The following is a 26,096-nucleotide window of genomic DNA, read 5'->3' on the forward strand; positions in this document are numbered from 1 at the left end:
ATTTTCTGTATGAAAACATACAATAGGGCCGCCTGGGGTGATCGGACGTGATCACACATCGATGCTGTCGGTCTGCTTGTCGGCCTCGTCCAGGAACGTCGGACGGGTTTCGGCGAGGCCCGTCGCGGACAGGCCGTCCCGGTTCCGTCCGGGACGGCCTGATGCGGTTCGTGAGCCCTCAGACGTGGATCGCGCGCTTGTCGACGGCGAGCGCGGCTTCCTTGACCGCTTCCGTCAGCGTCGGATGGGCGTGGCAGGTGCGGGCGATGTCCTCGGCGGAGGCCGCGAACTCCATCGCCACCGCGACCTCGGCGATGAGGTTGCCCGCATCCGCGCCGACGATGTGCACGCCGAGCACCCGGTCCGTCTTCTCGTCGGCGAGGATCTTCACGAAGCCGTCGGTGGTGCCGTTGGCCTTGGCGCGGCCGTTGGCGGTGAAGGGGAACTTGCCGGCCTTGTAGGCGATCCCGTCCTTCTTCAGTTCCTCCTCGCTCTTCCCGACCGAGGCGACCTCGGGGAAGGTGTAGACCACGTTCGGGATCACGCCGTAATTCACGTGGCCCGACTGGCCGGCCAGAATCTCGGCGACGGCCACGCCCTCGTCCTCCGCCTTGTGGGCGAGCATCGGCCCGGCGATCACGTCGCCGATGGCGTAGATGCCGGTGACGTTGGTGGCGTAGTGCGAATCCGTCTCGATGCGGCCCTTGTCGTCGGTAGCCACGCCCACGGTCTCCAGCCCGAGCCCTTCGGTGAAGGGCACCCGGCCGATGGCGACGAGCACCACGTCGGCGTCGAGCTTCTCCGGCTCGCCGCCCTGGGCCGGCTCGACGGTGACGGTCGCGCCCTTCTTGCCCGTCTCGACGCCGGTCACCTTGGTCGAGAGCTTGAAGACCATGCACTGCTTGGCGAGGATGCGCTGGAACTGCTTGCCGACCTCGCCGTCCATGCCGGGCAGCACCCGGTCGAGATACTCGACCACCGTCACCTCGGCACCGAGCCGGCGCCAGACCGAGCCGAGTTCGAGCCCGATCACGCCCGCGCCGATCACCACGAGCTTCTTCGGCACCCGATCGAGTTCGAGCGCACCGGTGGAGGAGACCACCGTCTTCTCGTCGATCGTGACGCCGGGCAGCCGGGTCACGTCGGAGCCGGTGGCGATGACGATGTTCTTGGTCTCCAGCATCTGGTTGCCGCCGTCCTCGGCGATCACCTCGACGCGGCCGGCCCCGGCGATGCGGCCGCGGCCGTGATAGGTATCGACCTTGTTCTTCTTGAGCAGGAACTCGACGCCCTTGGTGTTGCCGTCGACGCCGCCCTGCTTGAACGCCTGCATCTTCTTCAGGTCGAGCTTCACCGTGCCGACCTCGATGCCGAGCTCGCCGAAGTGCTTGTTGGCCTCCTCGAAGGCTTCCGATGCGTGCAGCAGCGCCTTCGAGGGAATGCAGCCGACGTTGAGGCAGGTGCCGCCATGGGTCGCCCGCTTCTCGACCACCGCGGTCTTGAGGCCCAGCTGGGCCGCGCGGATGGCGCAGACATAGCCGCCGGGGCCGGTGCCGATGACGACGAGATCGTAGCTCATGGAAGGGTCTGTCCTCGTGATGGCGTGTCGGTTGAGTCGGCCGCGGGCAGCGCGGAGGTCGTGCGCTCCCAGGCCTCGATGATGCCGAGCAGGCGCGGCGACCGGGGTTTGTCGAGATCCCGGGCGTAGGCCGGATAGGTCTTCCGCTCGTCCCCGATCTGCAGGTAGGACGGCATCAGGAGCGTGGCGCCGTGCCGGACGAGGCGGTCGAGCGCCTCTGGCTTGTCGAGGCGGATCGCCTCGAAGGTGAAGGTCCCCCTAACCTCTTCGATCGGCGTCTCGGGCGTGATCCGACCCTCGTCCAGCAGCGCCGAGAAAGCGGCGAGATCGTCGCCTTTCAGCGCCTCGAAACCCCGTGCGCTGTCCCGCCGCTGCTCCGGGCTCAGCGCGGCCAGGGCGGCGGTGACGGCGACCTCCCGGGGATCGCGCCCGTCGCCGTTCTCGATCACGCCGAAATCCGTGACGAGCCGGAGTGGTCGCCCACCCGCGTCGAGGCCCCAATAGGAGGCATAGACGCCGTCGCCCCAGCCGCTGGAGAAGACCGCGACCTCAGCCGGCTCATCGGGCAGCGGCCGGTGCATCACCCCGTCCTGGGTCGCGTCCTTCAGTTCGTTCGCGAGCACGTCGTCGAAATAGTTGCTGTAGCGGGGCGTCCGCTTCTGCTCCTGCGCCTCGCGGCGCTCCATCGCGGCACGCGCGGCCGGGTCCATGAAGCAGCCGAGGCCGGCATCGACGGGATAGCCGAAGATCTCGCCCGCCTTCAGGGTGGCGACGTCCTGCCCCTCCATCAGGGCGAGTTCCCAGCGTGCCGGCGCCGCGTCCGCGAAGCGCAGCTCGGCCAGCGCGACACTATTCTGCGCGAGATAGAGCGTGACGGGGTACTTCCCCGGCTCGGCCCGGTGGGTGAAGGGCGCCCGGTCGGGCTGCACCAGAGGATCGGTCGCGATCACCGCCCCGCTCGGGAGCGGCAGGGTGCCGAGGACCCTACGCGTGAGGCCCCGCTCGCGCAGCGCCCCCTCCTTGAGCCCGGTCACCGACAGGTTGGGCTCGCTCTCGCGGAAATCGAACGACCCCTCGGCCATCGGCTTGGCTCCGTCGCGCGCCGCGCGCTGCCACGGGAAGAGCTTGGCCAGCGAGGCCGCCAGCCCGGCGCCGACCGCCGCGATCGCGAGCCAGAGCGCGGTGCGCCGGCTCGGTTCGGGAAGTCGGGGCGAAGTCATCCGTTCGATCGACGCTCGGAAGCCGGCCTCACGGTCCCATCCCCGGATGGAGCGGGACCGTGGACGGCGCCATAAGAACCGCTTCGATCAAAGATCCAGCACGAGGCGCGCCGGATCCTCCAGGGCTTCCTTGACGCGAACGAGGAAGGTCACGGCCTCCTTCCCGTCGACGATGCGGTGATCGTAGGAGAGCGCCAGATACATCATCGGCCGCGCCTCGATCTTGCCGCCCCGCACCACCGGCCGCTCCTCGATGCGGTGCATGCCGAGGATGCCCGATTGCGGTGCATTGAGGATCGGGGTCGACATCAGCGAGCCGTAGATGCCGCCGTTGGTGATGGTGAAGGTGCCGCCCTGCATCTCGTCGATGGAGAGCTTGCCCTCGCGCGCCTTCTTGCCGAAGCCCGAGATCTTCTTCTCGATGCCGGCGATCGAGAGGTCGTCGGCGTCGCGCACCACGGGCACGACGAGGCCCTTATCGGTGCCGACGGCGATGCCGATGTGGTAGTAGTTCTTATAAACGAGGTCCTGCCCGTCGATCTCGGCGTTGACCGCCGGCACGTCCTTGAGCGCGCCGATCACCGCCTTGGTGAAGAAGCCCATGAAGCCGAGCTTCGTGCCGTGCTTCTTCTCGAAGATGTCCTTGTACTGGCTCCGTAGAGCCATCACCGCGCCCATATCCACGTCGTTGAACGTGGTCAGCATCGCCGCATTGTCCTGGGCGCTCTTCAAGCGCTTGGCGATGGTCTGGCGCAGCTTGGTCATCCGCACGCGCTCCTCGCGCGCGGCGTCGTCCGGGGCGGAGGGGGCACGCGGCGGGGCCGGGGCCTTGGTCTCCTGAGCCGGCGCCTTCGCACCGCCCTTGTCGATCGCGGCGAGCATGTCGCCCTTGGTCACGCGGCCGTCCTTGCCGCTGCCGTTGAGGCTTGCCGGGTCGATGCCGGATTCGCGCGCGAGCTTGGCCACCGCCGGGCCGCTCTCGTCGGCACCACGGCCGCCGGCCGGCGGGGCGTCGCCGTGGCTGCCGTAGGAGGCGGAGGATTCCGTCGCCGGCTCGTCCTTGGCCGGCTTGCCCTCGCCCTTCTCCGCGCGGGCCTCCGTCTTGGTCTCGGCCGGCTCGGCGCTCTTCGGGGCGGGCTTGCTCTCCGACTTACCCGCTCCCTTATCGGCGCCCTTGCCGCCCTTGCCGCCCTCGACGATCGAGCCCAGCACCGCGCCGGGCTCCACCGTCTCGCCGTCCTTGACGAGGATCTCGCCGAGTTCGCCCGCGGCCGGCGCATTCACCTCGAGGGTGACCTTGTCGGTCTCGAGCTCCACCAGGGGCTCGTCGGCGGCCACGGTGTCGCCGGGCTTCTTGAACCAGCGGCCGATCGTGGCCTCGCTTACGGATTCGCCGAGCGTGGGGACGAGGATGTCGGTCGCCATGGTTTCGTCTTCACCGAGGTTTCGGGGCGCGTGAGGAGAACGCGACGCCCGGTTGGTGGATCGTTCGGGAGGCGGGCGGCCCTCAGGCCGCCAGCGCCTCGTTGAGGAAGGCCTGGAGCTGGGTGAGGTGCTTCGACATCTGGCCGACCGCGGTCGAGGCCGAGGCCGGGCGGCCGACGTAGCGGGGCCGCTTCGAGGCGGAGCCGGCCTGGCCCAGCACCCATTCGAGATAGGGCTCGACGAAGGACCACGAGCCCATGTTCTTGGGCTCCTCCTGGCACCACACCACCTCCGCGTTGCGGAAGCGGGTCATCTCGTTGGCCAGAGCCTTGAGCGGGAAGGGATAGAGCTGCTCGACGCGCATGAGGTAGACGTCGTTGACGCCGCGCTTCTCCCGCTCCTCCAGGAGGTCGTAATAGACCTTGCCCGAGCAGAGCACGACGCGGCGGATCTTGTCGTCGCGCACGAGCTTCACGCCGCTGTCGTCGTGCTCCGCGTCGTCCCAGAGGATGCGGTGGAAGGTCGAGCCCTCCGCGATTTCCTCCAGCTTCGAGACCGCCCGCTTGTGGCGCAGCAGCGATTTGGGCGTCATCAGGATCAGCGGCTTGCGGAAGTCGCGCTTCAACTGACGGCGCAGGATGTGGAAGTAGTTCGAGGGCGTCGAGCAGTTGGCGACCTGCATGTTGTCCTCGGCGCACATCTGGAGATAGCGCTCCAGACGGGCGGAGGAGTGCTCCGGCCCCTGGCCCTCGTAGCCGTGCGGCAGCAGCATCACGAGGCCGGACATGCGCAGCCACTTGCGCTCGCCCGATGAGATGAACTGGTCGATCACCACCTGCGCGCCGTTGGCGAAGTCGCCGAACTGCGCCTCCCACAGCACCAGGGAATTGGGTTCGGCCAGCGAGTAGCCGTACTCGAAGCCGAGCACCGCCTCCTCGGAGAGCATCGAGTTGATGACCTCCAGGCTCGCCTGCCCCTCGCGCACCGAGTTGAGCGGCGTGTAGCGCTGCTCGTTCTCCTGATCGATCACCACGGCATGGCGCTGCGAGAAGGTGCCGCGCTCCACGTCCTGGCCGGAGAGGCGGACGCGGTGGCCCTCGATCAGCAGCGAGCCGAAGGCCAGGGCCTCGGCGGTCGCCCAATCGATGCCGACGCCCGTCTCGACCGCCTTGGCGCGGTTGTCGAAGAAGCGCTGGATCGTGCGGTGCAGGTGGAAGCCCGGCGGGGGGGTGGTGATCCGCTTGGCGAGGTCACGCAGGGTGTCGGCGGGGACGCCGGTGCGCCCGCGGCGCGGATCGTCCACGTCCTCGCGCACGGCCTTGAAGCCGGACCAGCGCCCGTCCAGCCAGTCGGCCTTGTTGGCCTTGTAGCCGCCGGCCACGTCGAGCTCGCTCTCCAGCATCGAGCGGAACTCGGCCTTGCGCGCGTCGAGCTGCTCCTGGGAGAGGTCGCCCTGCGCGACCAGCTTCTTGCCGTAGGTCTCCAGCGCGGTCGGATGCTTGCGGATGCGCTGGTACATCTTCGGCTGGGTGAAGGCCGGCTCGTCGCCCTCGTTGTGGCCGAAGCGGCGGTAGCAGAGCATGTCGATCACGACCGGCTTGCCGAACTTCTGCCGGTACTCGACCGCGACCTTCGCCGCGAAGGTGACCGCCTCCGGATCGTCGCCGTTGCAGTGGAAGATCGGGGCTTCCACCATCTTGGCGACATCGGACGGGTAGGGCGAGGAGCGCGAGAAGCGCGGATCGGTGGTGAAGCCGATCTGGTTGTTGATGATGAAGTGGATCGAACCGCCGGTCCGGTGGCCCTTCAGGCCGGACAGGCCGAGGCACTCGGCCACCACGCCCTGACCGGCGAAGGCCGCGTCGCCGTGGATGAGCAGCGGCAGCACCCTGCGGCGCTCGACGTTGGGCTTGGCCTTCTGGTCCTGCTTGGCCCGCACCTTCCCCAGCACCACCGGATCGACGATCTCGAGGTGGGACGGGTTGGCGGTCAGCGAGAGGTGGACGGTGTTGTCGTCGAAAGCGCGGTCGGAGGACGCGCCGAGATGGTACTTCACGTCGCCCGAGCCCTCGACCTCGGCCGGGGAGGTCGAGCCGCCCTTGAACTCGTGGAACACCGCCCGGAAGGGCTTGGCCATCACGTTGGTGAGCACGTTCAGCCGGCCGCGATGGGCCATGCCGAGCACGATCTCCTCGACGCCGAGAGCGCCGCCGCGCTTGATGATCTGCTCGAGCGCTGGGACCATCGCCTCGCCGCCGTCCAGGCCGAAGCGCTTGGTGCCGGTGTATTTGAGGTCGAGGAACTTCTCGAAGCCCTCGGCCTCGATCAGCTTGTTCAGGATCGCCCGGCGCCCTTCCGGCGTGAACGAGATTTCCTTGTCCTTGCCCTCGATGCGCTCCTGGATCCATGCCTTCTCCTCGGGATCGGAGATGTGCATGAACTCGACGCCGAGCGTCTGGCAGTAGGTGCGCTCCAGGATAGCGACGATCTCGCGAATCGTCGAGAATTCCATGCCGAGCACGTTGTCGAGGAAGATTTTGCGGTCCCAGTCGCTCTCCTGGAAGCCGTAATGCTGCGGGTGCAGCTCCTCGTGGTCGCCGCGCGGGGCCAGCCCGATCGGATCGAGCTTGGCGTGGAGATGGCCGCGCATGCGGTACGCGCGGATCAGCATGATCGCGCGCACGGAATCCTTGGTGGCCTGCTCGACCGAGACGCCGGTGGCCGCGACGATGGCCGCACCCTTGGCGGAATCGCCGGGCTTGCCGGGCTGGGCCTTGGCCTGGATCTTGTCGCCGAGCGCTTTTTCCAGCGCACCCCAGTTGCCGTCGAGCGCCGAGACGATCTCGCCGTTGGCCGCCACCGGCCAGTTCGGCTTGGCCCAGGAGGCACCCTCGGCGTTCTTCTTCACCAGGGCGACGTCCTCGCCCAACTCCTTGAAGAAGGCCTGCCACTCGGGATCGACTGAGTTCGGGTCGCGGGCATAGGCCGCCTGCAGTTCCTCGATCCAGGCGGCGTTGGCGCCGTAGAGGAAGGAGGTCTGGAGAAGGGCTTCGTTCGCGTCCTGGCGTGCCATTGCTGCCTGTCCTACCGCTCGGGCGGCGCTGTGCTCAGCCTGCCGCCGCGTCGAGTCCGATCCGGCGCACTCCGTCCGGGCAGAACCCTAACGTCCTGCCTCGCGCCTCCGGATCCGTTCGGGGCACGGTCGCGCCCCGATCTCCTGTCCCATATGGGTCGCCCGAGCTTGCGTGCGGTGCAACACAGCCGCGCAGGTCCCGGTTACAGACCGCTCAACCCTTCAGCACTTCCACGAGCGTGGAGCCGAGCCGGGCCGGCGACGGCGAGACGCGGATGCCCGCCGCCTCCATCGCCGCGATCTTGTCCTCGGCGCCGCCCTTGCCACCGGAGATGATGGCGCCGGCATGGCCCATGCGACGGCCCGGAGGTGCCGTGCGGCCGGCGATGAAGCCGACCATGGGCTTCTTGCGTCCGCGCTTGGCCTCGTCGGCCAGGAACTGCGCCGCCTCTTCCTCGGCCGAACCGCCGATCTCGCCGATCATCACGATCGATTCGGTCTTGGGGTCGGCGAGGAACATCTCGAGCATGTCGATGAACTCGGTGCCCTTGACCGGATCGCCGCCGATGCCGACCGCCGTGGTCTGGCCGAGACCGGCATTCGAGGTCTGGAACACCGCCTCGTAGGTCAGGGTCCCCGAGCGCGAGACGATGCCGACGGAGCCCGGCTTGAAGATGTTGGCCGGCATGATGCCGATCTTCGACTGGCCCGCCGTGACGACGCCGGGGCAGTTCGGCCCGATCAGGCGCGACTTCGAGCCTTCGAGCGCGCGCTTGACCCGCACCATGTCGAGCACCGGAATGCCCTCGGTGATGCAGACGATCAGCGGAATCTCCGCAGAAATCGCCTCGCAGATCGCGTCGGCCGCGCCCGGCGGCGGCACGTAGACGACGGAGGCGTCGGCGCCGGTGGCCTCGCGCGCCTCGGCCACGGTGTCGAACACCGGCAGGCCGAGATGGGTCGCGCCGCCTTTACCGGGGCTGGTGCCGCCGACCATCTTGGTGCCGTAGGCGATGGCCTGCTCGGAATGGAAGGTGCCGTTCTTGCCGGTGAAGCCCTGGCAGATGACCCGGGTGTTGGCGTCGATGAGAATGGACATCTGTCAGCTCAACCCTTCTTCACCGCGGCGACGATCTTCTGCGCGGCGTCGTCCAGATCGTCCGCGGGGATGACGTTGAGGCCGGAGTTCCGGATGATCTCCTTGCCCTCCTCGACGTTGGTGCCCTCCAACCGCACGACCAGCGGCACTTCGAGGCCGACCGTCTTCACCGCCGCGATCACGCCGCGGGCGATGACGTCGCACTTCATGATCCCGCCGAAGATGTTGACGAGGATGCCCTTCACCTGCGGGTCGGCGGTGATGATCTTGAAGGCCGCCGTCACCTTCTCCTCGGAGGCGCCGCCGCCGACATCGAGGAAGTTCGCCGGCTCCTCGCCGTAGAGCTTGATGATGTCGAGGGTCGCCATGGCCAGACCCGCGCCGTTGACCATGCAGCCGATCGTGCCGTCGAGCGCGATGTAGGCGAGATCGAATTTCGAGGCCTCGATCTCCTTGGCGTCCTCTTCCGTCTCGTCGCGGAGCGCGACGATGTCGGGGTGGCGGTAGAGGGCGTTCGAATCGAAGGAGATCTTGGCGTCGAGGCACTTGAGCGAACCGTCGCCGGTCAGAACCAGCGGGTTGATCTCCAGCATGCTCATGTCCTTGGCCGTGAAGGCCGCGTAGAGCTTCTCCGTCAGCGCGCCCGCTTCCTTGGCCTGGGGGCCGGAGAGGCCGAGCGCCTTGGCGACCGCGCGGCCGTGGTGGGGCATGATGCCCGTGGCCGGATCGACCGAGAAGGTGACGATCTTCTCGGGCGTGTCGTGGGCGACCTGCTCGATATCCATGCCGCCCTCCGTCGAGACGACGAAGGCGACGCGGCCGGTCTCGCGATCGACGAGCATCGACAGGTAGAACTCGGCGGCGATGGAGGCGCCTTCCTCGATGTAGAGGCGGTTGACCTGCTTGCCGGCCTCGCCGGTCTGCACGGTCACCAGCGTCTGCCCGAGCATCTCGCCCGCGAACTGCACCACCTCGTCCTTCGACTTGGTGACGCGCACGCCGCCCTTGGCACCCGCGGGCGCACCCTTGAAGGTGCCCTTGCCGCGCCCGCCCGCGTGGATCTGCGACTTCACCACCCAGACCGGACCGCCGAGCGTGTCGGCCGCCGCTGCGGCCTCCTCCGGCTTGAAGATCGGCACGCCGCGGGAGACCGGCAGGCCGAACTCCTTCAGGACGGCTTTGGCCTGGTATTCGTGGATGTTCATCGAGACCTCGTCGAGCGGATAGGGCCTAGCCAATAGCGTAGAGCGGCAGTGGAGCGAAGGGCGCCGAGGCGGCCCGCTCGCAAATCACTGCCCGCTCTTCGCTCGTTTTCACACGAGCTTGTCGTTGATGCCCTGGCAGGCGGCGATCAGGCCCTTCACGGCGCCGACCGACTTCTCGAACATCGTCTTCTCGTCGTCGTTGAAGGTCACTTCGAGGACGCGCTCGACGCCGTTCTCGCCGATCACCACCGGCACGCCGACATAGAGGCCGTCCACGCCGTACTCGCCCGAGAGGTAGGCGGCGCAGGGCAGCACCCGCTTCTTGTCCTTGAGGTAGCTCTCGGCCATGGCGATGGCGGAGGCCGCCGGGGCGTAGAAGGCCGAGCCGGTCTTGAGCAGGTTGACGATCTCGCCACCGCCCTTGCGGGTGCGCTCGACCATGGCGTCGAGCTTCTCCTGGGTGGTCCAGCCGAGCTTGACCAGATCGGTCAGCGGCACGCCGGCCACCGTCGAGTAGCGGGTCAGCGGGACCATGTCGTCGCCGTGGCCGCCGAGCACGAAGGCGGTCACGTCCTCGACCGAGACGCCGAACTCCTCGGCCAGGAAGTGGCGGAAGCGGGCGGAATCGAGCACGCCGGCCATGCCGACGACCTTGTTGGTGGGCAGTCCCGAGAACTTCTGCAGCGCCCACACCATCGCGTCGAGCGGATTGGTGATGCAGATCACGAAGGCGTCGGGCGCGTGCTCCTTGATGCCGGCGCCGACCGCCTCCATCACCTTCAGGTTGATGCCGATGAGATCGTCGCGGCTCATGCCGGGCTTGCGCGGCACGCCCGCGGTGACGATCACCACGTCGGCCCCGGCGATCGCAGCGTAGTCGCTGGCGCCCGAATACTTGGCGTCGAAACCGTCGACGGGAGCGGATTCGGCGATGTCGAGCGCCTTGCCCTGCGGCACGCCGTCGACGATGTCGAACAGCACCACGTCACCGAGTTCCTTGAGACCCGCGAGATGGGCAAGGGTGCCGCCGATCTGTCCGGCTCCGATGAGCGCGATCTTGCTGCGTGCCATGAACGTTCTAGCCTCCGGTCGGAATGCGTGGCGGTTCGAAAAATCTTGTCAGCGATCCCGCAGATGGTGCGATGCGGCCGAACCTTCGCCGATCAATCTCGATGCGGCCGGTGTTTGGCGGAAAAGCCACACTCCTTCAACCCGACGAAGGTCGGGGCAGGCCGCCCCCAGCCCGGTCGTACGGGCCGGCAGGCGAAGCCGGGTCGTGAAGAAAGCCGAGCTTTCGCAAGCGATTGGCGCTGATGCGAACGACGATAGACAGCCGGCAAGAGGTCGGTGACAGGATTCGCAATCTGTCATCCGGGTGGTTTTGGTCCTACCGCAATGCAGTTTGGGAGCCCTGTTCGATCGTCAGAAAGTGCCCGTGCGCAGGGAGCGCTGGATCGACTGGATCACTGCGCCGAGTCGGGCATCGAGCAGGTCGCGGGGCACGTCCGCATCGTGCTGGATCGCGACCGGATGCGTGAAACGGTAGCTCGCGTCGAAGATGACGGCGATGGCCCGCTCCCGGTCGCGGGCGGCGAAGACGCCGGTTCCGATTCCCTCCTCGACGATGCGCTCGACGAGGGTGCGCAGGCGGACGCGGTGGCGGCGGGCGATCGGGCGGGACGCGACCGTGGCGTCGAGATGGACCGCGAACAGGTTCGGCTCGTGGGTCAGCATCTCGCTCTGCGCCGTGGCCAGAGCGCCGATGAAGCGCTCGATCTTGTCGTCGGCGGGATCGGGCGCGTCGGCGATGCCGGCGAGTTCCGTCTCGAGATCGCGCAGCCAGCGCCCGGCGACGGCGTCGAGCAGGGCGTCCTTCGAGGGGAAGTAGCGGTAGACGTTGGCATGGGTCATGCCTGCCTCCGCAGCGACCGCGACCACGGTCACCCGCTTGGGGCCGAGGCGGGTCAGATGCTCTGTCGCGATGGCGAGGAGGCGCGCATCCGTCGAGACCGGCGTGGCCCGGGCCCGGGCGGCGGGGCCGCTGAGACGGGAGACACGCGGGCCGAGGCCGCGCGGATCGGTGTCTGAGTCGCTCGCCTCCCGCTCGCTGTCGGTGAAAGTGATGGGTAAGGAGACAGATCCAAACGGCAGCATGTGTTTCCTGGCACGAAAAAGACAAACGTGGGGGCACTCGACTGAGAGACCCCAGTCGAGAGCGGTGCCGTCCCACGCGCTCGCGTGAGCCTCCCCGTCCCGGCGACGAATGGCAACCCCCTCTCGCCACCGATTTGCGGTCGATTCAATTTGTAATGCACGCAGGACGGGTTTCGCAGGGCGTGCCGGGGGCATTCGGCGTGGAGAGAGGCCTGCATCCGACCCTTCGCCGCATCCGGAAAACCGTCTATGACCGCGCCATGACTCTTCCCGAGCCGCCGGCCCCGTCGCCCGGCGAACCGATCGAAGCACGCCTGCGCCGCGGCCTGGGAGCCCGGTCGATCGTGCTCGTCGGTCTGATGGGTGCGGGCAAGAGCACGGTCGGTCGCCGCCTCGCCGGCCGTCTCGGGCTGATGTTCAAGGATGCCGACCACGAGATCGAGGCAGCCGCCAAGCTCACCATCGCCGACATCTTCTCGATCTACGGCGAGGCGAGCTTTCGCGAGGGCGAGGAGCGCGTCATCGCGCGCCTGATGCGCGAGGGACCGATGGTGCTGGCCACGGGCGGCGGCGCCTTCATGCGCGAGGCAACCCGGGCCCGGATCGCCGAAGGGGGCATTTCGGTCTGGCTCAAGGCCGATCTCGACGTGCTGATGCGCCGCGTCCGCAAGCGTCAGACGCGCCCGCTTCTCCAGACGGAGGATCCGGAAGCGACCATGCGCGCGCTGATGGAGGTGCGGCATCCCGTCTATGCCCAGGCCGACGTCACGGTGCTCTCCCGCGAGGTGTCCCACGATCGCGTCGTCGAGGACGTGATGGAAGCTCTCGACATCCACATCAATCCGACACTCGCGGCCAAATCACAACATTTGATATCTCCTATGCAAAAGCAACCCTCGCGTGTAAACGTCCCCCTCTCCGGAGGGCGCGACTACGACATCCGGATCGGCCGCGGCCTCATCGACGCGGTGGGAGCCGAGGCGCGGGACCTCGGCGCGCGGGCGGCCGGCATCGTCACGGACGAGACGGTGGCGGGCCTCTACGGCGAGCGGGTGCGCGCGAGTCTGGAAGCCGCCGGCCTGCGCTGCGGGCTCATCGCCGTTCCGCCGGGGGAAGCTTCGAAGAGCTACGCGGAGTTCGCCCGCGTTTGCGATGGCCTGCTCGCCCAGAGAATCGAGCGTGGTGACCTCGTCGTGGCGCTCGGCGGCGGCGTGGTCGGGGATCTGGCGGGCTTCGCGGCCGCCTCCCTGCGGCGCGGCGTCCGCTTCGTTCAGGTGCCGACGACCCTGCTCGCGCAGGTTGATTCTTCGGTGGGCGGCAAGACCGGGATCAACTCGCCCCACGGTAAGAACCTGGTCGGCGCCTTCCACCAGCCGCGCCTCGTGATCGCCGACACCGCGACCCTCGACACGCTCTCCGAGCGCGAGATGCGGGCCGGCTACGCCGAGGTCGCCAAGTACGGGCTGATCGGGGATGCCGGCTTCTTCGAATGGTGCGAGGCGAACTGGGCCGGCATCTTCTCGGGCGGGCCGGAGCGCGACGAGGCGGTGGCCGCCTGTTGCCGCGCCAAAGCCGGCGTCGTGACCCGCGACGAGCGGGAGGACGGCGAGCGGGCGCTGCTCAATCTCGGCCACACCTTCGGCCACGCCCTGGAACGCCTGACGGGCTACGACGCCGCCCGTCTCGTCCACGGCGAGGGGGTCGCGATCGGGCTGGCCCTCGCCTTCCGCTTCTCGGCCCGGCTCGGCCTGTGCCCGGGCCAGGATGCGGGGCGCGTGGCCAACCACCTCGCGCTGGCCGGACTGCCGACCCGGCTGAGCCAGGTGCCCGGCGGGGCCGGCGATCCGGATGCGCTTCTCGAGGCCATGGCTCAGGACAAGAAGGTCCGCGACGGCCAGCTCACCTTCATCCTCGCCCGCGGCATCGGCCAGAGCTTCATCGCCCCGGGGATCGACGCGGCGGAGGTGCGGGCGTTCCTGGAGGTGGAACTGCAGGGCTGACGCCGGACGCCCGCGAAATCGCGGGCCGCTCCCCGGAATCGGGTGCAGTCGCGTTCCCGCCCGAATGCGCCTATATGAGAGCCGTTCCAGCTTCCTAAGGTCTAGAGCCATGGCGACGGCGTCGTTCGACTCCGCCCCGGGCGCATCGCGCGCCCTCCCCGCAATCGAGAAGGCGCCCGAGGTCACGGCCCTCTCGACCCTGCCCGGCCGCAAGGCTTCCCTCGTCGGCCTCACGCGCGAGGGCCTCAAACAGGCGCTCATCGGCATCGGCGTGCCCGAGCGCGAGACGCGGATGCGGGTGAGCCAGATCTGGCACTGGCTCTATGTGCGCGGCGCGCGCGAGTTCTCCGAGATGACCAATGTCGGCAAGGGCCTGAAGGCGCAACTTGCCGATCACTTCACCCTCGAACGCCCGGAGGTCGTCACCGAGCAGGTCTCGCGCGACGGCACCCGCAAGTGGCTCCTGCGCATGGCGCCGACCGGCGCGCACGATCACAATCGCGGCGCCGAGATCGAGTGCGTCTACATCCCCGGCGACGACCGCGGCACGCTCTGCGTCTCGTCCCAGGTCGGCTGCACCCTGACCTGCTCGTTCTGCCACACCGGCACGCAGCGCCTCGTGCGCAACCTCTCCACCGCGGAGATCGTCTCGCAGCTCGTCGTCGCCCGCGACGCGCTCGGCGACTTCACCGGACAGATGCCGGGCAAGGATGGGGGCGAGCCCGGCCGGCTCGTGACCAACATCGTGTTCATGGGCATGGGCGAACCGCTCTACAATCTCGACGCGGTAATCGATGCCATCGCCGTGATGTCGGACCAGGAGGGGCTCGCGCTCTCGCGGCGGCGCATCACGGTCTCGACCTCCGGCGTCGTGCCGCAGATCGAGCGGCTGGGGCTCGAGGCCAACGCCATGCTGGCGATCTCGCTGCACGCCGTGCGCGACGAGTTGCGCAACGAACTGGTGCCCCTGAACCGCAAGTACCCGATCGAGCAGCTCCTCGACGCCTGCCGGAACTATCCGGGGCTGAGCAACGCCCGGCGCATCACCTTCGAGTACGTGATGCTCAAGGGCGTCAACGATTCGGACGCCGACGCCCGCGCCCTGGTGCGGCTGCTCAAGGGCATCCCGGCCAAGATCAACCTGATCCCGTTCAACCCCTGGCCCGGCTCGAAATACGAGTGCTCGGACTGGGAGCGGATCGAGCGCTTCTCCGAGATCGTCTTCACCGCCGGCTACGCCTCGCCGGTGCGCACCCCGCGCGGACGCGACATCCTCGCGGCCTGCGGCCAACTCAAGAGCGAGACCGAGAAGCTGCGCGCCCGCGCCCGGATGATGCTCGAAGAGGGCATGGGCGCCGAGGCCGTCTACGCCGATCAGGTCGACTGAACGGCGGCCGCTCCAGCATGGCGAGGCGGAGCCATCCAGGGCGCTGCCACTTCCGGAAAAGCCGCGCCGCTGGATCGCTCCGCCTTGGCTCGCGATGACGGAGGAGGCGGTCCTTCGGACTGCTCCCCTCCCCGGGAGGGGGGAGGGGAGGAGCGCTGATTACGCCGCGATCGCTGCGGCGACCGGCTCGGCGGCGCGCACCTCGGCATCGACGTGGCTCTCGAAGCGCTTGAAGTTCTCGCGGAACATCGTGACGAGGCGCGTGGCGGTGTCGGCGAAGGCCGTCTTGTTGGTCCAGGTCTCGACCGGCGACAGCACCTGCGTCTCGACGCCGGGCACCTCGACGGGTACCGAGAAGCCGAAATACGGGTCGCGGCGGAACTCGACCTGCGCCAGCGAGCCGTCGAGCGCCGCCGAGAGCAGCCGGCGAGTGACGCGGATCGGCATGCGCCGGCCGGTGCCGACCCCGCCGCCGGTCCAGCCGGTGTTGACGAGCCAGCAATCGACGCCGTGCTCGGCCATCAACTCACGCAGCAGGTTGCCGTAGACGCTCGGGTGGCGCGGCATGAACGGCGCGCCGAAGCAGGTCGAGAAGGTCGCCTCGGGCGCGGTCAGGCCGCGCTCGGTGCCCGCCACCTTGGCGGTGTAGCCCGAGAGGAAGTGGTACATCGCCTCCGCCCCCGTGAGCTTGGCGATCGGCGGCATCACGCCGAAGGCGTCGCAGGTCAGCATCACGATGTTCTTCGGATGCCCGGCCCGGCCGGTGGCGCTGGCATTGGCGATGAAGTCGAGCGGGTAGGCGCAGCGGGTGTTCTCAGTGAGTGTCGCGTCGTCGAAATCCGGCACGCGGCTCACGGGATCGATGACGACGTTCTCCATCACCGTGCCGAAGCGCTCTGTGGTGGCGTAGATCTCCGGCTCGGCGTTGCGCGAGAGCCGGATGGTCTTGGCGTAGCAACCGCCCTCGAAGTTGAAGATGCCGTCCCGGCTCCAGCCGTGCTCGTCGTCGCCGATGAGCTGGCGCGAGGAATCGTTCGAGAGCGTGGTCTTGCCGGTGCCGGACAGGCCGAAGAACACGGCCGCATCACCGGTCTCGTCGAGGCTGGCATTGGCCGAGCAGTGCATCGGCATCACGCCGGCGCCGGGGAGCACGTAATTGAGATACGTGAAGACCGACTTCTTCATCTCGCCGGCATAGGCCGAGCCGCCGATCAGAACGATCTTCTGCGTAAAATCGATGGCGATGACGGTCTTGGAGCGGCAACCGTGCCGGGCCGGATCGGCCTGGAAGCTCGGCAGGTCGATGATCGTCAGCTCCGGCACGTAGGCGGCGAGATCGTCGCGCTCGGGGCGGATCAGCAGGTTGCGGATGAATAGGGAGTGCCACGCGAACTCGGTGTAGACCCGCGCCCGCACCCGGTGAGCCGGGTCGGCCCCGCCGTAGAGATCCTGGGCGAACAGCTCCTTGCCGCGGGCATGGGCGCGGAAATCGTCGAGCAGCGTCGCGAACTGCCCGGGCGTGATCGAGCCGTTGTTGTCCCACCAGATCTCGTTCTCGGTGCCGGCGCCGCGCACCACGTACTTGTCCTTGGGGGAGCGGCCGGTATGGCTGCCGGTGGTGGCCACCAGCGCGCCGCCGCGGGCGAGTTGCGCCTCGCCGCGCTGCAGGGACTCCTCGTAGAGCCGGGGCGCTTCCAGATTCCAGTGGACGGCGGCGAGATCGGTCAGGCCGATCGCCTCCGGACCGTGGGCCGCGTTGCATTCACCGATGGTCTTCACGGAACTAGTCCTCCCTCGCGGCCCTGATCGCACCGTCACGCCGCCGGCGAGCGCGGCGTTCGACTTGCTTGTGGCGAGGCGTCCGTGCGGTCGGTCAGGGCCGCCGCACGCAGGTTCTCCGCCCCGCCCCCGCCAATGGATCGGTCTCGGGCTTGGCCGTCAACTATTCCTTGGTACGGGCTCAAATTAAATTTGCTCGCCGGCTCCTCTTGGGACGGCCGAGCTGTCGCTTTCCTGAACGGGAAAAATGGCGGGGGAAGGCTTATGTGAGGGGCAGGACGCCCGCCGTCCCGTTCCTCGCAACCGTCCGAAGTTCCCGCATGCCCCAAGCCGTCGCCGGTCCGGAGATCGAGCGCCTGATCCAGCTTCTCGGGCGCATGCCGGGCCTTGGCCCCCGCTCCGCCCGCCGGGCCGCGCTCCAGCTCATCAAGAAGCGCGAGACCCTGCTGGCGCCGCTGGCCGAGGCGATGCGGGTCGCGGCCGAGCGCATCGTCGTCTGCCGGTCCTGCGGCAACGTCGATACCAGCGATCCCTGCACGATCTGCCGGGACGAGACCCGCGATCCGACGATGCTGGTCGTCGTCGAGGACGTGTCCGACCTCTGGGCGCTGGAGCGCTCGGGCGCGGTCAAGGCGCGCTACCACGTGCTCGGCGGCGTGCTCTCGGCGCTGGACGGGGTGCGGCCCGAGCACCTGACCATCGCCCGTCTGGTCGAGCGGGCGAGCGAGCCGAGTGTCAAGGAGATCATCCTGGCCCTCAACGCCACCGTCGACGGCCAGACCACGGCCCACTACGTCACCGAATCCCTCAAGCATCTCGGGCTCACCATCACCCGCCTCGCTCACGGCGTGCCGGTCGGCGGCGAACTCGATTATCTCGACGAGGGCACGCTCACGGCGGCGATCCGCAGCCGCACGGCGTTCTGAGGACCGGCGGGCGATTTGACCGACTTCGCGCCGCCGCCTATCTGCGGATGACGCAACGCTTTTTCACGCGTTCCACTCCGTCCCTGCCCATCCCGGCCCGGAAGCCATGACCGTCCGCCCCCTCGTGATCCTGCCCGACGCGCAGCTGCGCCTCATCTCCGAGCCGGTGGCGGCCGTCACCGACGAGATCCGGACGCTCGCCCGCGACATGATCGAGACGATGTACGACGCTCCCGGCGTCGGCCTCGCCGCGATCCAGATCGGGGTGGCCAAGCGCGTCGTCACCATCGACACCTCGAAGGACGAGGCGGCCCGGAACCCGACCGTCTACCTCAACCCGGAAATCGTCTGGTCTTCCGAAGAGAAGCGGGTCTACGATGAGGGCTGCCTGTCGATCCCCGAATTCTACGGCGAGGTCGAGCGGCCGGACCGCGTCCGCGTGCGCTACATGAACCTCGACGGGCAGAGCGTGGAGCAGGAGGCCGACGGCCTGCTCGCCACCTGCCTGCAGCACGAGATCGACCACCTCAACGGCGTCCTGTTCATCGACCACCTGTCGAAGCTCAAGCGCGACCGGGTGATGAAGAAGTTCACCAAGGCCGCCAAGCGCGACGCCGCCTGACGAAGGTCCGATGCGCATCGTCTTCATGGGGACGCCGGATTTCGCCGTCCCCACCCTGGCCCGTCTGCACGCCGACGGCCACACGATCGCCGCCGTCTACTCGCGCGCGCCTGCCAAGGCCGGCCGCGGCATGGCCCTGAAGCCGTCCCCGGTCCATGCCCGCGCCGAGGCTCTGGGCCTGCCCGTCCTCACTCCCTCGACCCTGAAGACGCCGGAGGCCGCCGAGACCTTCGCCGGTCACGCGGCCGACGTGGCCGTGGTCGTCGCCTACGGCATGCTGCTCCCGCAAGCGATCCTCGACCTGCCGCGCCACGGCTGCCTCAACCTGCACGGCTCGCTGCTGCCGCGCTGGCGCGGCGCCGCCCCGATCCAGCGGGCGGTGATGGCGGGCGATGCCGAGAGCGGCGTCGGCGTCATGCGCATGGAGGCCGGGCTCGATACCGGACCGGTGGCGCTGGAAGCGCGCGTGGCCATCACCGAGGGCATGACCGCGGGCGAATTGCACGACGCGCTGATGCCGCTGGGCGCCGACCTGATGGGACGGGCGATTGCCGCCCTGGAGCAGGACGGACTCAGCTTCGCGCCGCAGGCAGAGGAGGGTGTCGCCTACGCCCACAAGGTCAGCAACGAGGAGGCACACATCGACTGGGCACGCCCGGCGGCCGAGGTCGCTCGCCACATCAACGGATTGTCGCCGTTCCCGGGTGCCTATTTCGAGGCCGACCTCGGCAAGGGGCCGGAGCGGGTCAAGGTGCTGCGGGCGCTGCCCGCCGAGGGATCGGCTGCGCCGGGGACGCTGCTTGATGCCGCCTGCACCATCGCCTGCGGCGCGGGCGCCGTGCGCCTCCTCGAACTGCGCCGGGCCGGCAAGGGCGGCGTGGCCAGCGGCGAGGAGTTTTTGCGCGGGGCGCGGCTGGCGGCAGGGGCTTTGTTCACGTGACCGGCTTTCGATATCCCCCTCTCCCCTCTGCGGGAGAGGGTGGCCCGCGCAGCGGGTCGGGTGAGGGGAGCGACCTTTCCGGAAGCGTCGCCCCCTCTCCCGCCCGCTCCGCAGGCATCCTCCCCCGCGGAGGGGGGAGGGTTGCTGCCCCCGAATCCTGATGCCCCGCTACAAGCTCGTCATCGAGTATGACGGCGCGCCGTTCTGCGGCTGGCAGCGGCAGGCCGACGACCCGAGCGTGCAGGCCGCGATCGAGACCGCGGTCACGCACTTTTCCGGTGAGACGGCGCGGCTGACCTGCGCCGGCCGCACCGATGCGGGCGTGCACGCGATCCATCAGGTGGCGCATCTCGATCTCGCCAGGGACTGGCGCACCGACACCGTGCGCGACGCGCTCAACGCGCATCTGCGCCCGCAGCCCGTTTCCATCCTGTCCGCCGAGATCGTGACGGAGGCATTCGATGCCCGTCACTCGGCGATCCGACGGCATTACCGCTACCGCATCCTCAACCGGCGCAGCCCCGCCGCGCTCACCCGCGCCCATGTCTGGCAGGTGCCCTGGCCGCTCGACGCCGACTTGATGCGGGCGGCCGCCCAGCGCCTGCTCGGCCGCCATGACTTTTCCGCCTTCCGCGCCGCGGAGTGTCAGGCCAAGAGCCCCGTGCGCACGCTCGAACAGCTCGACGTGACCCGCGAGCGGATGGGCCTCTTCGAGGAGATCGTGATCGCGACCTCCGCCCGCTCCTTCCTGCACCATCAGGTGCGCGCCATGGCCGGCACGCTGATGCTCGCGGGCAGCGGACGCCTCTCCGCCGACGACGTGGCGGAGATTTTGGCGACCAGGGCGAAGCACCGCTGCGGGCCGCTGGCCCCGGCCTGCGGCCTCACCTTCGTGGGTGTCGATTACGCTTGATCGCAGCGCGCCGTCTCTTCCGAGAGCCGGCGGCCATCGGCCGGGACGGTGCTTCGGACGGCTTCCGTTCGATCGCCTCGGCTTTCACCTCGCACCGGCATCGCGCGCGTCGGCGACGCGACCCAGCGGCGCGACCTTTCCGGATCGTGCGGAGCCCTGGATGGCTTCGGCTCCGCCTCGCCACGACGATGCGATCAGCTGGAAGCGGTCTGGAAATAAGCCTCCAGCACCCGCCCGTAGATCGCGGTCAGCCGCTCCAGATCGGCCAACGCCACGCGCTCGTCGGTCTCGTGCATCGTCCGCCCGACGAGGCCGAACTCGATCACCGGGCAGGCATCCTTGATGAAGCGCGCGTCCGAGGTGCCCCCCGTGGTGGAGAGCGCCGGGCGCCGCCCGGTCTCGGCTTGAATCGCATCCGCGACGAGATCGACGAAGGCGTCGGGCCGGGTCAGGAAGGCCGGCGAGTTCGAGGGCTGGAGATCGAGGCTGAAGCGCACGGCGCTGCCGGCCGCCGCCTCCAGCCGAGTCCGGATTTCGGCGCCCAGGGTCTCGGCGGTCCAGTCGTCGTTGAAGCGCACGTTGAACACGGCCTTGGCCGAGGCCGGGATCACGTTGGTGGCGGGATTGCCGACGTCGATCGTCGTGAATTCGAGATTTGAGGCGTCGAAATGCGCGGTGCCGCCGTCGAGCGGTTCGGCGATCAGAGCCGAGGCGAGGCGCAGCAGGCCGGGGATCGGGTTCTCGGCCCGGTGCGGATAGGCGACGTGGCCCTGGCGCCCGTGCACGGTGATCCGCCCCGTGAGCGAGCCGCGCCGGCCGATCTTGATCATCTCGCCCAGGGTATCGGGGTTGGTCGGCTCGCCGAGCAGGCAATGGTCGAAGCGCTCAGCCCTCGCCTTGGCCCAGGCGAGCAGTTTCACGGTGCCGTTCACCGCCGGCCCCTCCTCGTCGCCGGTGATGAGGAAGGCGATGGAGCCGCCGAAATTCGGGCCGCGTGCATCGAGGAAGGCCAGCGTCGCGGCGAGCATGCAGGCGATGCCGCCCTTCATGTCCACGGCGCCGCGACCGTAGAGAAAGCCGTCCACGACCGCGCCCGAGAACGGCCCCTGGGTCCAGGAGGCCGCCTCGCCCGGCGGCACCACGTCGGTATGGCCGGCGAAGACGAGGACCGGGCCCGTCGTGCCGATGCGGGCATAGAGGTTCTCGATGTCCGGCGTGCCGGCCTCCGAAAAGACCGGGCGCTCGACGGAGAAGCCCGCCCGCGAAAGAAGGTCCGCCAGGAAGGACAGGGCGCCGCCCTCCTCCGGGGTCACGGAAGGGCAGCGGATCAGCGCCTGGGCGAGGGCGAGGGGCGTGTGGTCGGACAAGGGCGGTCCCCGGCTCGGTCGGATCGCGTCTCCCACCCTCTGCCTCCTCCTGAGGTGCCCGCGTCAGCGGGCCTCGAAGGATCCTTTTGGAAGTCGCGTGGCGACCGGAGGACCCTTCGAGGCCTCCGCTTCGCTTCGGCACCTCAGGAGAGATTCGGGCGGGAAACAGCGCCTCTTCGTTGGTGGGCGAGCCGTAACACGGGCCTGCCCTTCGCGCAGCAAAGCCCCAGCCGCTTCCGCTGTCCGCCCGGGGCGCTTACATGGCGCCCATGGCCCTCTCGTCCGAAGAAATCGAACGCTACGCCCGCCACCTCGTCCTGCGCGAGGTGGGCGGCCCGGGACAGGCCCGGCTGAAGGCGGGGCGGGTGCTCGTGATCGGGGCCGGGGGGCTCGGGGCGCCGCTGATTCAATATCTGGCGGCTGCCGGCATCGGCACCATCGGCATCGTCGACGACGACACGGTCTCGCTCTCGAACCTGCAGCGGCAGGTCATCCACGGCACGCCGGATGTCGGCCGCCCGAAGGTCGAGAGCGCGGCCGACGCCATCGCCCGGCTCAACCCGCATGTGCGCGTCGAGACGCATCCCTTCCGGCTGACCCCGGAGAACGCCCCGGCCCTGCTCGAAGGCTACGACCTCGTCGCCGACGGCTCCGACAACTTCGCCACCCGCTACGCCGTCTCGGATGCCTGCTTCCACGCCAAGAGGCCGCTGGTGACGGCGGCGCTCGGGGCCTTCGACGGCTCGCTCACCACGATCCGCGCCCACGAGACCGGACCGGACGGCGCGCCGAACCCGACCTATCGCTGCCTGTTCCCGAGCCCGCCGCCGCCGGGCAGTGTCGCGCCCTGCGCCGAGGCCGGGGTGCTCGGGGCACTGGCCGGGGTCATGGGCTCACTGATGGCGATGGAGGTGATCCGGGCGCTGGCCGGCTTCGGCGAGCCCCTGGTCGGGCGCCTGCTGATGGTGGACGCCCGCTCGATGCGCTTCGAGACGCTGGGCTATGCCTGGGACCCGGACAACCCGTTGAACGGAGCGGGGGTCAGGACAGGCCCGGAAGCCGCACCGGCGGAGCCGGCGCCTCGGCCGCGTTGAGGCAGCACTTCTTGTACTTCTTGCCCGAGCCGCAGGGGCAGGGATCGTTGCGGCCGACATCCTTGAGCGGGTTCGTGATCGGCTGGCCGTAGCTCTCCTCCGTCCAGGCCAGCGCCCCCACCGGATCGTCGAGCGTGCCGTAGCGGTCTCCGAATTCGCTCAGGTCCGGCGGTTCGGCGCTGGCTTGGCGCAGCGCCTTTCGGAACCACGCCGCATCGCTGAACTCGTCGGTGAGACGGCCGTCGCGCCGGGCCGCCTGCGAACGCGGCGCGAGGTCGGTCAGGCCGAGATAAGCGATCGCCTCCTCCCAGCCGACCCAGGCCATGTCGCCCTCGACCGCCGCCTGCGCGGCGTCGAAGCGGAGCAGCAGGGCGCGGGCGTCCTCCAGCGGCAGGCGGCCCTGCCGGGTCAGGTAGGCCAGGGCCGTGAAGGCCTCGTTGCGGATGAAGCCGTCGGCGGCGCTGTCGAGGATCAGTGCGTGGAGCGGGCCGGCGTCGCCGTCGAAGACGCTGGCGATGATGCGGGCCGTGGTGATCGTGCTGGCGTCGCCGAGCAGCCCCTCGATCGCTTCGCCGTCCTGATGCAGCAGGCGCATCAGCGGCGCGTAGACCCGCCTGTCCCCGGCCGCGGCCAGGGCGTGCAGGCCCCAGAACAGCAGGTTGGCCTCGTGCTCGCTCGGCGCCTCGGGATCTTCCGCCGCGGTCGCCAGCACCGCGAGCACGGCCTCGGCGATCGCCTCCGGTTCGGCCACGGCCTGCCGGAGGGCGTCCTTCGGCATGTGCTCGGCGACCGAAAGGCGCTCGATCAGGTCCGCGTCCATGACCATCTTCCCTCGGCCGCTCTCGATCAGGCGCGCAGGGTCGCGCCGGTCTTCTTCGACACCTCGGCGACGATCTTGGCGCTGACCGCCTCGATCTCCGCATCCGTCAACGTGCGCTCGGCGGGCTGGAGCCGCACGGCGATGGCGACGGACTTGGCGCCCTCCGGGATGCCGGTGCCTTCGTAGAGATCGAACACCTCGATGCCGGTGATCAACTTCCGCTCGGCGCCCTGCGCCGCCTTGAGGATGTCGGCGGCGGGTACGTCGCGGGGGACGACGAAGGCGAAGTCGCGGGAGATCGCCTGGAGGTCGGGCAGGACGAGGGCCGGCTTGGCCTTGGTCGGCCGGTGGCGCGGCAGCGGCAGGGAGTCGAGGGTGATCTCGAAGGCGGCGAGCGTGCCCTTGAGGTCCATCGCCTTCAGCAGCCGCGGATGCAGCTCGCCGAAATGGCCGACCACGTTCTTGGGCCCGAACTGCAGCGTGCCCGAGCGGCCGGGATGCAGCCAGTCGGGGCCGCCGGCCACGATCTGGAGTCCGCCGGTCGGCACGCCGAGGGCGGCGAGCAGGGCCAGCGCGTCGGCCTTGGCCTCGAAGGCGTCGACCGCCTCCGCCGCGCCGCTCCAGTGGCGCCCGGCCCCGCCGTGGCGGGCGGTGCCGCGGCGCAGGCCGGTGGCGCGCAGGGACTGGCCCTCCGGCTCGTCGCTGGCGAAGCACTGCCCGACCTCGAACAGGGCGGTGTCGGGAAAGCCCCGGTCGGCATTGGCCTGGGCGGCCCGCAGCAGGCCGGGCACGAGGCTCGGGCGCATGTCGGAAAAGTCGGCCGCGATGGGGTTGGCGAGCGCCAGATCGCTCGTCCCGCCGCCGAACAGCTTCGCGTCGGCCTGGGCGATGAAGGAGTAGGTGACCGCCTCCAGCATGCCGCGGCTGGCCAACGCCCGCTTGGCGAGGCGTCCGCGCCGCTGGAGCACGGTGAGCATCGGCTCGACCGCGACCGTCTCGGCGCGCGGCAGCGGCTTCGGCTCGATCCGGTCGAGACCGGCGATGCGCACGATCTCCTCCACGAGGTCGGCCTTGCCCTCGACATCCGCCCGCCAGGACGGCGGCAGCACCTTCACGCGGTCGCCGGAGCCCGAGATGTGGAAGCCCAGGGATTCCAGCGTCACCTTCATCTCGGCCCGGGACAATTCGATGCCGGCCAAGCGGCGCACCTCGGTCCAGGGGAAGTCGATGACGTGGGAGAGCTCCGGCACCTCGCCCGCGAGGGTGGCCTGGCTCGGGCTGCCGCCGCACAGATCGACCACGAGGCGGGTGGCGAGGTCGAGTCCCGGCAGGGCGAAGGCCGGATCGACGCCGCGCTCGAAGCGGTAGCGGGCATCGCTGACGATGCCGAGGCGCCGGCCGGTCCGGGCGATGGCGCGCGGGTCCCAGAGCGCCGATTCGATCAGCACGTCGGTGGTGGTCTCGTCGCAGCCGGAGGCCTGCCCGCCCATGATGCCGGCGATCGACTCGACGCCGTTGTCGTCGGCGATCACCACCGCGTCGGAATCGAGCCGGTAGGTCTTGCCGTCGAGCGCGACGAGGCTTTCGCCCTCTTCCGCCCGCCGCACGGTGAGCCCGCCCGCGACTTTCCTCGCGTCGAAGACGTGCAGCGGTCGTCCCCGGTCGAAGGTCAGGTAGTTGGTGATGTCGACCAGCGCGTTGATCGGGCGCAGGCCGATCGCCCGCAGGCGCTTCTGCATCCACTCGGGCGACGGGCCGTTGGTCACGCCGCGCACGAGGCGGAGAGCAAAGAGCGGGCACAGGCCCTTGTCGTGCTCGTCGAAGGCCAGGGTGACCGGCGTCGGGCAGGCCCCCTCGCCGCGCACGGGAGGCAGCGGCTCGCGCTTGAGGGTGCCGATGCCGGTGGCCGCAAGATCCCGGGCGATGCCGTGGATCGAGGCGCAATCGGCGCGGTTGGGCGTCAGGTTGATCTCGATGACCGGATCGTCGAGCCCGGCCCAGACGGCGTAAGCGGTGCCGACCGGTGCCTCGGCGGGCAGATCGAGGATGCCGTCATGGTCGTCGCCGAGGCCGAGTTCCGCGCCGGAGCAGAGCATGCCGCGGCTCTCGACGCCGCGGATCGTGCCGACCGAGAGGGTGATGGCCTTGCCCGGGACGTAGGTGCCGGGGGGCGCGAAGACCGAGAGCATGCCGGCCCGCGCGTTGGGCGCGCCGCACACGACCTGCAGCGGTTGGCCGTCGCCGGCATCCACCTGGCAGACCCGCAGGCGATCGGCGTTCGGGTGCTGCTCGGCCGAGATCACGCGCGCGATCACGTAGGGGCGAAGCGCGGCGGCCTTGTCCTCGATGCCTTCGACCTCGAGACCGATCCGCGTCAGCGTCTCAGCGATCGCGTCGAGCGAAGCCTCGGTCTCGAGGTGATCCTTGAGCCAGGAGAGGGTGAATTTCATCTCAGAACATCCTCGCGGCCGCCAGGGCGGGCCGAGCCGGGAT

At 69.3% G+C, this 26,096-nt stretch carries 19 protein-coding genes; 7 read left to right on the forward strand and 12 right to left on the reverse strand.

Annotation, left to right across the window (positions count from 1 at the left end):
- Positions 1–178 precede the first annotated feature (178 nt).
- The 8 genes from lpdA to BY998_RS04255 form a co-directional block, all read right to left on the reverse strand.
- Positions 179–1,579, reverse strand: coding sequence for a dihydrolipoyl dehydrogenase (gene lpdA, locus BY998_RS04220; protein WP_110350381.1), 1,401 nt, complete (start codon positions 1,577–1,579; stop codon positions 179–181).
- Entirely contained in the window at positions 1,576–2,799 is a 1,224-nt protein-coding gene (locus BY998_RS04225; RefSeq protein ID WP_110350382.1) for a DUF4241 domain-containing protein, read from the reverse strand. The genes lpdA and BY998_RS04225 overlap by 4 nt, the downstream gene beginning before the upstream one ends.
- Before the next feature lie 87 nt (positions 2,800–2,886).
- Positions 2,887–4,224 carry a 2-oxoglutarate dehydrogenase complex dihydrolipoyllysine-residue succinyltransferase gene (odhB, locus tag BY998_RS04230; RefSeq protein WP_110350383.1) on the reverse strand — a complete coding sequence of 446 codons (1,338 nt, stop codon included), beginning with the start codon at positions 4,222–4,224 and terminating at the stop codon, positions 2,887–2,889.
- 82 nt (positions 4,225–4,306) lie between these two features.
- Positions 4,307–7,297, reverse strand: a complete 2,991-nt coding sequence (locus BY998_RS04235) for a 2-oxoglutarate dehydrogenase E1 component (RefSeq protein ID WP_110350384.1) — start codon at positions 7,295–7,297, stop codon at positions 4,307–4,309.
- A 214-nt stretch (positions 7,298–7,511) separates the two neighbouring features.
- Positions 7,512–8,396, reverse strand: coding sequence for a succinate--CoA ligase subunit alpha (sucD, locus tag BY998_RS04240; RefSeq protein WP_110350385.1), 885 nt, complete (start codon positions 8,394–8,396; stop codon positions 7,512–7,514).
- 8 nt (positions 8,397–8,404) lie between these two features.
- Complete coding sequence (sucC, locus tag BY998_RS04245) at positions 8,405–9,601, reverse strand: ADP-forming succinate--CoA ligase subunit beta (RefSeq protein ID WP_110350386.1); 1,197 nt, start codon at positions 9,599–9,601, stop codon at positions 8,405–8,407.
- A 108-nt stretch (positions 9,602–9,709) separates the two neighbouring features.
- Positions 9,710–10,672: a malate dehydrogenase gene (mdh, locus tag BY998_RS04250; protein ID WP_110350387.1), complete on the reverse strand. Its 963-nt coding sequence runs from the start codon at positions 10,670–10,672 to the stop codon at positions 9,710–9,712.
- Positions 10,673–11,023: 351 nt separating this feature from the next.
- Entirely contained in the window at positions 11,024–11,755 is a 732-nt protein-coding gene (locus BY998_RS04255) for a TetR family transcriptional regulator (RefSeq protein WP_110350388.1), read from the reverse strand.
- Positions 11,756–12,015: 260 nt separating this feature from the next.
- On the opposite strand from BY998_RS04255, the gene aroB reads away from it, so the two are divergent.
- Positions 12,016–13,755 (forward strand): 3-dehydroquinate synthase, encoded by a 1,740-nt coding sequence (gene aroB, locus BY998_RS04260; protein ID WP_110350389.1) that lies wholly within the window; start codon positions 12,016–12,018, stop codon positions 13,753–13,755.
- A gap of 109 nt (positions 13,756–13,864) precedes the next feature.
- Positions 13,865–15,142 carry a 23S rRNA (adenine(2503)-C(2))-methyltransferase RlmN gene (gene rlmN / locus BY998_RS04265; RefSeq protein ID WP_110350390.1) on the forward strand — a complete coding sequence of 426 codons (1,278 nt, stop codon included), beginning with the start codon at positions 13,865–13,867 and terminating at the stop codon, positions 15,140–15,142.
- A 159-nt stretch (positions 15,143–15,301) separates the two neighbouring features.
- Here the strand turns inward: rlmN and BY998_RS04270 are convergent, their stop codons facing one another.
- The gene (locus BY998_RS04270) at positions 15,302–16,921 is read right to left on the reverse strand and encodes a phosphoenolpyruvate carboxykinase (RefSeq protein WP_110350391.1); all 1,620 of its coding nucleotides are present in this window, start codon (positions 16,919–16,921) and stop codon (positions 15,302–15,304) included.
- Positions 16,922–17,241: 320 nt separating this feature from the next.
- Here BY998_RS04270 and recR point away from each other — a divergent pair, with 320 nt between their 5' ends.
- The 4 genes from recR (at position 17,242) to truA (ending at position 20,322) form a co-directional block, all read left to right on the forward strand.
- Complete coding sequence (recR, locus tag BY998_RS04275; protein WP_110350392.1) at positions 17,242–17,847, forward strand: recombination mediator RecR; 606 nt, start codon at positions 17,242–17,244, stop codon at positions 17,845–17,847.
- Positions 17,848–17,953: 106 nt separating this feature from the next.
- Positions 17,954–18,469, forward strand: coding sequence for a peptide deformylase (locus BY998_RS04280; RefSeq protein WP_110350393.1), 516 nt, complete (start codon positions 17,954–17,956; stop codon positions 18,467–18,469).
- A 10-nt stretch (positions 18,470–18,479) separates the two neighbouring features.
- Positions 18,480–19,409, forward strand: a complete 930-nt coding sequence (gene fmt / locus BY998_RS04285; RefSeq protein ID WP_110350394.1) for a methionyl-tRNA formyltransferase — start codon at positions 18,480–18,482, stop codon at positions 19,407–19,409.
- A gap of 160 nt (positions 19,410–19,569) precedes the next feature.
- Positions 19,570–20,322, forward strand: coding sequence for a tRNA pseudouridine(38-40) synthase TruA (truA, locus tag BY998_RS04290; protein ID WP_110350395.1), 753 nt, complete (start codon positions 19,570–19,572; stop codon positions 20,320–20,322).
- Between the two features lie 194 nt (positions 20,323–20,516).
- Here the strand turns inward: truA and dapE are convergent, their stop codons facing one another.
- Positions 20,517–21,689: a succinyl-diaminopimelate desuccinylase gene (dapE, locus tag BY998_RS04295; RefSeq protein ID WP_181425422.1), complete on the reverse strand. Its 1,173-nt coding sequence runs from the start codon at positions 21,687–21,689 to the stop codon at positions 20,517–20,519.
- Between the two features lie 269 nt (positions 21,690–21,958).
- Here dapE and moeB point away from each other — a divergent pair, with 269 nt between their 5' ends.
- Positions 21,959–22,783 carry a molybdopterin-synthase adenylyltransferase MoeB gene (moeB, locus tag BY998_RS04300; protein WP_110350396.1) on the forward strand — a complete coding sequence of 275 codons (825 nt, stop codon included), beginning with the start codon at positions 21,959–21,961 and terminating at the stop codon, positions 22,781–22,783.
- Here the strand turns inward: moeB and BY998_RS04305 are convergent.
- Positions 22,731–23,603: a DUF1186 domain-containing protein gene (locus BY998_RS04305; protein ID WP_110350632.1), complete on the reverse strand. Its 873-nt coding sequence runs from the start codon at positions 23,601–23,603 to the stop codon at positions 22,731–22,733. The genes moeB and BY998_RS04305 overlap by 53 nt on opposite strands.
- Positions 23,604–23,629: 26 nt before the next feature.
- Entirely contained in the window at positions 23,630–26,053 is a 2,424-nt protein-coding gene (gene pheT, locus BY998_RS04310) for a phenylalanine--tRNA ligase subunit beta (protein WP_110350397.1), read from the reverse strand.
- Positions 26,054–26,096 lie beyond the last annotated feature (43 nt).

The sequence above is a fragment of the Methylobacterium sp. B4 genome (assembly GCF_003201865.1).
Classification (GTDB): Bacteria; Pseudomonadota; Alphaproteobacteria; order Rhizobiales; family Beijerinckiaceae; genus Methylobacterium.

Coding starts and splice junctions, on each gene's coding strand:
- BY998_RS04280 (WP_110350393.1), top strand. CDS start 17,954: ATGACCGTCCGCCCCCTCGTGATCCTGCCCGACGCGCAGCTGCGCCTC.
- rlmN (WP_110350390.1), top strand. CDS start 13,865: ATGGCGACGGCGTCGTTCGACTCCGCCCCGGGCGCATCGCGCGCCCTC.
- BY998_RS04225 (WP_110350382.1), bottom strand. CDS start 2,799: ATGACTTCGCCCCGACTTCCCGAACCGAGCCGGCGCACCGCGCTCTGG.
- odhB (WP_110350383.1), bottom strand. CDS start 4,224: ATGGCGACCGACATCCTCGTCCCCACGCTCGGCGAATCCGTAAGCGAG.
- lpdA (WP_110350381.1), bottom strand. CDS start 1,579: ATGAGCTACGATCTCGTCGTCATCGGCACCGGCCCCGGCGGCTATGTC.
- BY998_RS04255 (WP_110350388.1), bottom strand. CDS start 11,755: ATGCTGCCGTTTGGATCTGTCTCCTTACCCATCACTTTCACCGACAGC.
- truA (WP_110350395.1), top strand. CDS start 19,570: ATGCCCCGCTACAAGCTCGTCATCGAGTATGACGGCGCGCCGTTCTGC.
- aroB (WP_110350389.1), top strand. CDS start 12,016: ATGACTCTTCCCGAGCCGCCGGCCCCGTCGCCCGGCGAACCGATCGAA.
- pheT (WP_110350397.1), bottom strand. CDS start 26,053: ATGAAATTCACCCTCTCCTGGCTCAAGGATCACCTCGAGACCGAGGCT.
- sucC (WP_110350386.1), bottom strand. CDS start 9,601: ATGAACATCCACGAATACCAGGCCAAAGCCGTCCTGAAGGAGTTCGGC.
- sucD (WP_110350385.1), bottom strand. CDS start 8,396: ATGTCCATTCTCATCGACGCCAACACCCGGGTCATCTGCCAGGGCTTC.
- BY998_RS04235 (WP_110350384.1), bottom strand. CDS start 7,297: ATGGCACGCCAGGACGCGAACGAAGCCCTTCTCCAGACCTCCTTCCTC.
- mdh (WP_110350387.1), bottom strand. CDS start 10,672: ATGGCACGCAGCAAGATCGCGCTCATCGGAGCCGGACAGATCGGCGGC.
- BY998_RS04305 (WP_110350632.1), bottom strand. CDS start 23,603: ATGGACGCGGACCTGATCGAGCGCCTTTCGGTCGCCGAGCACATGCCG.
- recR (WP_110350392.1), top strand. CDS start 17,242: ATGCCCCAAGCCGTCGCCGGTCCGGAGATCGAGCGCCTGATCCAGCTT.
- fmt (WP_110350394.1), top strand. CDS start 18,480: ATGCGCATCGTCTTCATGGGGACGCCGGATTTCGCCGTCCCCACCCTG.
- moeB (WP_110350396.1), top strand. CDS start 21,959: ATGGCCCTCTCGTCCGAAGAAATCGAACGCTACGCCCGCCACCTCGTC.